Annotated in this window: 6 protein-coding genes; 3 read left to right on the top strand and 3 right to left on the bottom strand. The window is 73.5% G+C overall.

Going from position 1 to position 8483, the window contains the following annotated elements; genetic code table 11:
- From QMK24_RS13385 to QMK24_RS13375, 3 genes are all read right to left on the bottom strand, one after another.
- Positions 1 to 2708, bottom strand: a 2708-nt coding sequence (locus tag QMK24_RS13385; RefSeq protein ID WP_283465902.1) for an SAV_2336 N-terminal domain-related protein, incomplete at its 3' end; no start/stop codon positions are given.
- A 4-nt stretch (positions 2709 to 2712) separates the two neighbouring features.
- Complete coding sequence (locus QMK24_RS13380) at positions 2713 to 3753, bottom strand: AAA family ATPase (protein ID WP_283466033.1); 1041 nt, start codon at positions 3751 to 3753, stop codon at positions 2713 to 2715.
- 109 nt (positions 3754 to 3862) lie between these two features.
- Complete coding sequence (locus QMK24_RS13375; protein ID WP_283465901.1) at positions 3863 to 5965, bottom strand: VMAP-C domain-containing protein; 2103 nt, start codon at positions 5963 to 5965, stop codon at positions 3863 to 3865.
- 154 nt (positions 5966 to 6119) lie between these two features.
- On the opposite strand from QMK24_RS13375, the gene QMK24_RS13370 reads away from it, so the two are divergent.
- From QMK24_RS13370 to QMK24_RS13360, 3 genes are all read left to right on the top strand, one after another.
- Positions 6120 to 6305 (top strand): DUF6104 family protein, encoded by a 186-nt coding sequence (locus tag QMK24_RS13370; protein ID WP_283465899.1) that lies wholly within the window; start codon positions 6120 to 6122, stop codon positions 6303 to 6305.
- Between the two features lie 193 nt (positions 6306 to 6498).
- On the top strand, positions 6499 to 7404 hold the full coding sequence (locus QMK24_RS13365) for a DUF4097 family beta strand repeat-containing protein (RefSeq protein ID WP_283465898.1): 906 nt from the start codon (positions 6499 to 6501) through the stop codon (positions 7402 to 7404).
- A gap of 1 nt (position 7405) precedes the next feature.
- A complete protein-coding gene (locus tag QMK24_RS13360; protein ID WP_283465897.1) occupies positions 7406 to 8449 on the top strand; it encodes a PadR family transcriptional regulator in 1044 nt (347 codons plus the stop codon).
- The last annotated feature ends 34 nt before the right edge of the window (positions 8450 to 8483 follow it).

Below are 8483 nucleotides of genomic sequence, written 5' to 3'. Positions count from 1 at the left end.
TACCAGTGCACCCGCAGCCGACCGGAGCGAACCAGGACCTCGGCCCTGAGCGGCTGCTCCCGGACCTCCTCCAGCGCCCGCGCCACCCGCGCGCCGGCCTGTTCCAGCCGGCCGCCGGCCAGCAACAGCGCGTCGATCAGCAGGAGTTCGGCCCGGATCCGGTCCTCGGGCCGGGCCGACTCGGAGACCAGCGCGGCGCACGCGTACTCCAGCGATTCGGCGGCCTGGCCGGCGTACACCCGGGACCGCTCGGCGTCCTCGGCCGTCCCGGCCAGCATCAGCAGCGCCCGCCCGCGGGCCAGCGACAGCCCGGCCGGCTGCGGCACATCGTCACCGGCCCACGGGCGTCCGTCCGAAAACGCCTCCAGCATGCCGATGGTCTCCTGGAGCGGCCCGGTGTCACCGCTGAGCCGCCACTGCTCCTCCAGCACCTCGGCGCGCTGCAACGTGATCCGCAGTTCCTCGTCCGGCTCCAGGTCGGCGGCCGCACCCGCCCCCGTGAACTCCCGGTCCGCGCGCCGCAGCAGGTCGAGCGCGGCCGTCCGCTGGCCCAGCGCCCGCAGGTCGGCGGCGGCCGCGTGCAGCACCCGGGCCAGTACGGCACGGGCCCGCACCGCCCCGGGCGAGGCGGCGGCGGTCTCCGCGGCGTCCTGCGCCTCGCGCAGCAGGGCGGCTCCGCCCTGCAGCCGCCACATCCTCAGCAGATTCCGCGCGAGCTCGCTCCACAGCTCCGGATCGGCCTCGGTCGGCAGCCCGGCGGCCGTCGCCCGGCGCAGCAGCTGCACGGCGTCCAGCAGGCTCTGCACCATGCCGTCGGACTCGAAGCGCTCGACCAGCACCCGGGCCCGCTCCAGCGCCGCCTCGGTACGGGGCGCGCCGGTGCCCGCGCCGACGGCCTGCTCGGTCACGGACGACAGAGGTATGAAACGTTCCAGCACCTTCGCCGCCACCTGGGCGAAGGGCTGCGCGGCCCGCCTGGCCGAATCGTCCGCTCCGCTTCCCGCCGGGCCGGCCATCCGCCCCGGGGCCGGCTCGTCGCCCCGGCCGTCCGCCAGCTGGGCGATGGCCAGCGCGGGGAAGTTGGGGCCGCCGAGTCCGAAGCGCTGCTCGACGTATTCGGAGCAGTGCTTGAGCACCAGCAGTGCCTCGTCGCGCCCCAGCGGGCCCAGCAGTACGTCCTGGACGCCCTCGGCGAACTCGTACCACTGCGCGGGCGGACGCACGGCCGGCACATCGCCGATCACCGTCCCGTACGCGGGCGTCTCCATCCCGGAGACGCCGGAGCCGCCCGAGCCCATCCGGCTGAGCAGACCGCTGAGCAGCACCTCGGAGAGCTCCGCGGGCCCGGAGTCGGGCAGCATCGTCCGCTGCACCAGCTGCATCACCGGCAGATAGAGCGGTGCCGCGGCCAGGTACACGGCGAGCTGCGCCGCGCCCGGCGACGCGGCGGACCGGAACCGGGCCACGAGTTCGGCGGGGGCCAGCGGTCTGCGCGGCCGGGACGGCGGGGCGGCCGGCTGGTCCACCCGCACCCAGCCCACCGCGGCCGGCACCGGTCCCGTGCCGGTCCCCGACAGCAGCCGCGCCCACGCGCCCAGCGCGGCGGCGGTCGGCGGCAGCACCGGGATCGGGACCATGCCAGGACGCTCCGTCCCGCCCTCTCCCTCGAAGCGCAGCGACGCCGACCGACCCGGCCCCTGACCGCGCATCAGCAGCCCGTACGAGGTCGGCAGCCGGGTGCGCGACCACAGCCGCTGCGGCAGCGGCTGCAGTACGGCGACGGGCGCGTGCCGGGAGAGCCGGTACAGCAGCCGGTGCGCCTCACCGCTGCGCCACAGCGGGCCGGCGCAGTCGCTGACGAGCACGGTCACCTGGCGTCCGGTCGGGTCGCTGAGCTGGTCGGCGGAGCGCAGCACGGCGGCGCCGGGTTCGAACCGGCGGCTCACCGCGGCGCCGCCGTCCGGTGCCTGGTGCAGATACTGCACATGGACGTCACGGAAGGCGCCGAGCTGCCCGAAGACCTGCTCGAACTCGCTGAGCATGCGCTCCCACACATACATCGACGACGAGGCGTCCATCAGCAGCTGCAGCGAGGCGTCGCCCCGCGAGACGCTGCGGAAGACCGGCACCAGCATGCCGCCGGCCCGTGCGCTGCGCTCGGCGGTGGCCGACTCGTCCAGCTCACTGCGGATCGGCGGGGCGGCGCTGTGGTAGCGCTGCAACGGGCGCAGCGCCCTCTGCAGTTCGAGCAGTCCGGGCAGCGCGGGCGCCTCGGGCACCCCGATGGAGATGGCGCCCCCGGGCAGCACGGAGCCGTGTTCACCGCCGGCTCCGCGCTCCCCCGGATAGAGCGCGACGCTTCCCCCGGTCGGGCCGCCGCCGGAATGGCCGGATTCCGCCCCCGCCCCTTCGGCAGGGCCCTGATCCTCGCCGGCCGGGCTCCCCGGCCGGTCCGGCAGTCCGGTGCCGTCCGGTTCCGCCGCCCGGTGCGCCGGACGGGGGCCGTCCGCCCACTCCCCGGGACCGGCGCCGTACCCCGCCGGCTGCGACCAGCGCGCCAGCCAGAGGGCGTCGGCCAGCTCACCGAAGTCGGGGTCGAGGCCCGCTCCTCGCAGCCGCTCGATGACCTCGGCGAGTGGATCGCGGCGCGCCGACGGTGGTGGTGGCGTCGATGGGGGCGGCGCTGGCGATGGTGGCGGCGATGTCACACCCTCACCTCGGCCTGTCGAGTCGCTGGATGAGCATGTCGGCGAGCCGGTCGCGGGACGGTGGAGCGGCGTGGTGGGTGAGGTAGATGGCGTTCAACAGCTGGTCGGCAGCTAGGAGTTCACTGCGGGAGCGCTCCAGGAAGCGGGTGATCAGGTCGTCGCCGATCCTGGCCGCCTCGGTCCCCAGATGGGCCCGGACCACGGTGGCCAGCCGCTTGTGGTCGGGCTGCCCGAGTTCGAGGTGGATGCAGCGGCGCAGCAGCGGTGCCGGGAAGTCGCGTTCGCCATTGCTGGTGAGGACGACGAAGGGGAAGGCCCGGCACCGGACCCGGCCGTCCTCGACCGTCACCTTCGTGCTGTCGTCGGTGAGCACCTCGACCCGCGGTTCGCGTTCAGCGAGCCGTTCGAGTTCGGGGATCGCGAACTCTCCCTCCTCCAGAACGTTCAGCAGGTCGTTGGGAAGATCGATATCGCTTTTATCCAGTTCGTCCACGAGCAGCACGCGCGGCCTCGCCGTCGGCAGCAGCGCCGTGCCGAGCGGCCCGAGCCGGATGTAACTCCCGATGCCGCCGGGCGTCTGTGCCCGGCCGCTCGCCGCGATCTGGGTGTCCTGGAGCCTGGCGATGGCGTCGTAACGGTAAAGGCCGTCCTGCAGGGTGGTGCGGCTGACGATGGGCCAGCGCAGCACCCGGCCGAGCCCGAGTTCGTACGCGACGGCATGCGCCAGGGTGCTCTTGCCCGTGCCGGGACTGCCGGTGACCAGCAGTGGACGGCGCAGATACAGGGCGGCGTTGACGATCTCCAGCTCTTCGGGACTCGGCCGGTGCAGCTGCGCCATGTGCCGGTACGCGCCGAGCCGCCGGGTCGAGGCGCTGTCCGTGCCGGGTCCGGGTTCCACGAGGGGGCCGCCGTCGAAGTCCCGCCAGGGCGGGGGATCGGGCAGCGCGCTGATGCCGTCATGGGGCTCCCCGGCACCCCGGTAGATGAGCCACTCGTTCTCTTCGTTGGCGCCCGTCCCGGCATTTCCGTCGGGCCTCGCGTTCATGTCAGGCACTACGTGCTCCTCGTCGCTCGTACGTCGATGGCAGGAGCGCAGACCACGTATCGACCGTCCCACGGAGTGGGGGTGGAGCATAAGGGGTGTGTTCGGCCGGTCATGGCGTCTCCAGCGGCTGATCGGTTCCGGGCAGCGGGCGGGTGGGGTCGTCGTACAGCAGGACGAGCCCCTTGGAAAAATAGGCCTCAGGCTCGCTTCGCTCAAGATCCGCGCGCAGCCTGCGGACCTCCTCCGGGAGCCGGTCGGCCTGCGCCGCACTCGCGATCGTGTGCAGCACACCCCGGTGGAATTCCGAGCACACCAGGTCCCGTTCGGCCCGCTCCCGGCGCCACAGGGCCACTCCGTATCCGGCGCGGGTGATGCGCCGCAGGGTCGCGGGGCCGTCCGCGGTGTCGGAGGCCCGGCACAGCACCGGCACCGAGTACAGGCCCCGGAAGCGCAGTTCGGCGTCCGCGGGCACCTGCACGGGCGTGCCCGCGTCGCAGTCCAGGATCACCGGCTCCATCGGTCCCGCCTGCACCCGCTTCCAGCGGGCGCGGCGCAGCGCCGCGTCCTCGCCCACCTCGTCCGGGTCGTAGTCCGGGTCGGCGGGGCGCACGACGACCGGGCGCAGGGTGCCCAGCGGCGGCCCGTCCGCCGGCATGCACCAGGTGTCCACCGGCAGCTCGAACAGCGCCCGGACCAGCGCCACCTGCAGGACCGCCCGGCGCCCCGGCTCGTCGCAGCGGCGGAACGCCTCGGCGAGCGGGGCGCTCAGCCGCATCGGCAGCTCGCCGAGACGGGTGCCGTCGGCGCCCTCAGCGACCGGCAGCACATCGCCGTCCTCGTCCACGATGGCGATCCGCCAGTCGTAGCTGTCCCGCTCCCAGCCGCGGCGGTCGATCTCCAGCAGCACCGAGGGATACGACACCGCCTCGCGGGCGGCCGGGCCCACGGTGCCCGGGGCCCGCACTCCCGACGGGCCGGGATCCGTCCTGCGGTCGTTGATCCGGGCCAGCCACTCATGGCCCAGATCGTTGCGGAAACCGCGCGACAGCTCGCGTTCGCTGGCGGCGACGGCGGCCGCCCAGGTCCACAGCCTGCGCTCGGCGCCGTGCGCCGCCTTGTACGGGCGCTCCGCCGTCGCCGCGTGCACGCAGTAGCGCAGCACGGTCTCCAACTCGCTCTGGCCCCGGCGCAGGTCGTAGAGGAGCCCGAGGCCGTCGCGCCAGCCGCGCGGGGCGAGCGGCAGGTTCTCGCAGGGCTGGCCGCGCAGCTCGTCCACGGTCGCCAGCAGGCTCAATGTGCTGACGGGCGGCGGGAGTTCGGCGAGCAGTCCGAGCAGTTCCGTGCGCTGCCCCGGCGAGAGGGCGCGCCCAGCGGCTGCCCCGAGGAGGTTGTGGGCGTCGGTCCAGGTGGTGCGGTTGGTGTCGGCGAGACGGTGCCGGTCGGCGTGGTGCCGGTCGTGGGCGTGGATCACGCGCTGGAAGAGATCGTCGGACTCGGCCGTGGCCGGCTGCCGGGGCAGCGGCAGTCCCCGCAACTGCACGACGGAGATGGCGAGTCCGCCGTCCTGCCCGCCGCGCCGGGCCTTGAGCACGCCGATCACCTCGCCCCGCGCGAGGTCGACGACCGGGCCGCCGGAGGCGCCCGACGGGATCTCGTCCTCGTTGCCGAGGCGGAGCTTGCCGTCCTTGCCCAGTTCGCCGCGGATCGTGCACCGGCCGCTGACGTCCTCGACCTCGCCGTCCACCTCCATGCAGCCGAAGAAGGCCACCTCCTTGCGGGTGAAGACCTTGGAGGTGCGCTCGGTGAGCCAGACGCAATCGTGCGGCACCGGTTCCAGCAGCCGGATCAGCGCCAGGTCGGGGGCCGGCCATAAGCCGTGCCCGGAATTCTCCATCGGCTCGGCCCACTCGACCCGGCCGCGGACCGTGCGCCCCTCGAAGGTGAGACCGACCTCGCGCCCGCCACCGGCCACCGCGCCTCCCTCGCCCCGCAGCGCCACATGGGCGCAGGTGAGCACCCAGTTGGGGGCGACGAAGAACCCGCTGCCCCACGGGCGCGCGGCGACGTCCCCGGGGGACGCGCCACCGGTCCCGTCGGGGGCATACCCGGACGGCGCGGCATGAACACGTACGGTGGCGGCTCTCACCAGGGGCGCCAGGGTCTCGAAGGGATCCGAGTCCTCGTCCTGTGCGCCCCCGTTGCTCCCCGTCACGCCGCGTCACCCCCCGTTCGGCCTGCTGTAACGGAAGGCTAGCGGCCTGCGCGGACCGGCGCGAGGGAGTGTCGGAATGCTGCCTATCCTTGCCTGGAATGTCCCATCGTCCCTGTGTCCCATGTGTCCCCTGTATGGAGCTACGGAGCATCCCTTGTACTTCACCGATCGCGGTATCGAGGAGCTGGAGAGCCGGCGCGGCGAGGAAGAGGTCACCTTCGAGTGGCTCGCTTCCCGACTGCGGGAGTTCGTCGACCTCAATCCCGACTTCGAGATCCCCGTGGAGCGGCTGGCCACCTGGCTGGCCCGGCTTGACGACGCGGATGAGGACGACGAGTAGCAGCCGGCGAGTGACGGCAGCGCGGCTGCGCGCATGACCGCTGCCCGAGGCCGCTCGGGGGCCGCTCGGGGGCGGCTCGGGGACGGCTCAAGGGGGCGGGGCAGGCCGCTTGACTTCTCCAGTACGCGATATATCGTGTCTATCAAGAGACGCGATATGTTGCGTTGCCTGGCGTACCACGAGGAGGGTCGACATGAGCGGCACGTCGGAATGGACCGTCACCGAACCACACAAGCTCGTCTTCGACGGGCATGTCGACACCGTGCGCGTGCGCATCGTCGGCGGCGCGGTGAACGTCGTGGGCGTCGAGGAAGGTCCGGCCCGTCTGGAGGTCAGCGAGCTCGACGGGCCGCCGCTGCTCGTCAGCCTCAAGGGCGGCACCCTCACCGTCGGCTACGACGACCTTCCCTGGAAGGGCTTCCTGAAGTGGCTCGGCGGCAGGGGCTGGGAGCGGCACACGGTCGTCTCGCTCGCCGTCCCGCAGCGCACCCGCGTCGAGGTCGGCGTGGTCGGCGCGAGCGCGGTGATCTCCGGCATCTCCGAGGCCATCCAGGTACGCGGTGTCAACGGCGACATCACCCTCGTCGGAGCGGGCGGCCCGGTCAGCGCCAACACCGTCGGGGGCAACGTCGAGGCCCAGGCGGTCTCCGGCGATCTGCACGTCAGCACCGTCTCCGGCGACCTGACCGTCGTCGAGGGCAGCAGCGCGCGGATCAAGGCGGAATCCGTCAGCGGCAACATGGTGCTCGACCTGGCCCCCGTCGACACGCCCCCCGGCGCCGACGTCCGGCTGAACACCGTCTCCGGCGAGATCGCCATCCGCATCCCGGAGCCCGCGAACGCCGAGGTCGACGCCAACACCACCAGCGGCGCGGTGTCCTGCGCCTTCGAGGACCTGCGGGTCAGCGGCCAATGGGGCGCCAAGCGGATCACCGGCCGCATCGGGGCCGGTGGTGCGCATCTGAAGGCCACCACCGTCTCCGGCGCCATCGCCCTGCTGCGCCGCCCGCCGCTCGACGACGAGCCCGGCGGCCCGGTCGCCGACGAGCCCGCCGGTGCGACCGACCGCGAAACCCCCTCGCTCCGGAAGGACATCTGACATGGCTCCCGTCTTCGCCCACGGCCGCCTGCGGCTGTACCTGCTCAAACTGCTGGACGAGGCCCCGCGCCACGGCTACGAGGTCATCCGCCTGCTGGAGGAGCGCTTCCACGGCCTCTACGCGCCCTCCGCCGGCACCGTCTACCCGCGGCTGGCCAAGCTGGAGCAGGAGGGCCTGGTCACCCACAGCACCGAGGGCGGCCGCAAGGTGTACTCCATCTCCGACGCGGGCCGCGCCGAACTGGCCGCCCGTGCCGACGAGATCGCCGACCTGGAGAACGAGATCCGCGAGTCGGTCTCGACGCTGGCCGCCGAGATCCGCGAGGACGTCCGGGGCGCGGCCGGTGATCTGCGCCGCGAGATCCGCGCCGCCGCGCAGCAGGCCCGCAACGCCCCCGCGGGCGGCACCACCGGCTCCCCCGGCAGTGACTTCCGCGCCATGAAGCAGGAGTGGAAGGATCAGGCCCGCCGCGCCAAGGAGGAGAGCCGCCGGGCCAAGGAGGACGCCCGCGACGCCCGTCTCCAGGCCAAGGAGGCGCAGGATTTCGCGCGCGTCGAGGTGCAGCGGATCGCCAAGCAGGTCCAGGAGCAGGTGCAGTCCCACGTCCGCGAGGGCGACTGGCAGGGCGGCCTCAAGGAAGGGCTCGCCGAGCTCAACCGCGAACTCGGCGCGCTGGGCAGGGCCACCGGCCAGATGTCGTCGTCGTGGTCGGGCTACCTCAAGTCCGACCCGGACAGCGCCACGGACAGCGCCACCGACAGCACAGCGGACGACACCAAGGCCGACGCCGCGGCCGACCCCACGGCCGACGCACCGGCGGACACTCCCGACTGGGCCAAGGAACACGGGGACGGTTCCGAAGGCCAGGACGGCTCCGCCGACCCCGCCCGCGAGCTGGAACGCCTCCTGGACCGTTTTCGTGACGACATCCGTGACGCGGCCCGCGACTGGGGCGTGGACGCCGAGCAGGTGCGCGAGGCCCGCCGCCACCTGTCGACGGCGGCGGCCCGGATCGGCGCCGTACTGCGCGGCCGCGCGAGCTGATCTCCGGAACGGCTGCGGTGTGCGGGTCCCGTCG

Origin of the sequence: Streptomyces sp. PH10-H1 (genome assembly GCF_030063355.1) — a bacterium.
In the GTDB taxonomy this organism is placed as follows: Bacteria; Actinomycetota; Actinomycetes; order Streptomycetales; family Streptomycetaceae; genus Actinacidiphila.
Note: the sequence above shows the minus strand (reverse complement) of the source record. Positions and strands in the feature narration are given on the sequence as shown.

What these genes read in the sequence shown, in the direction of transcription:
- QMK24_RS13380 (WP_283466033.1), bottom strand. Translation starts at nt 3,753, where the DNA reads ATGAACGCGAGGCCCGACGGAAATGCCGGGACGGGCGCCAACGAAGAG.
- QMK24_RS13365 (WP_283465898.1), top strand. Translation starts at nt 6,499, where the DNA reads ATGAGCGGCACGTCGGAATGGACCGTCACCGAACCACACAAGCTCGTC.
- QMK24_RS13360 (WP_283465897.1), top strand. Translation starts at nt 7,406, where the DNA reads ATGGCTCCCGTCTTCGCCCACGGCCGCCTGCGGCTGTACCTGCTCAAA.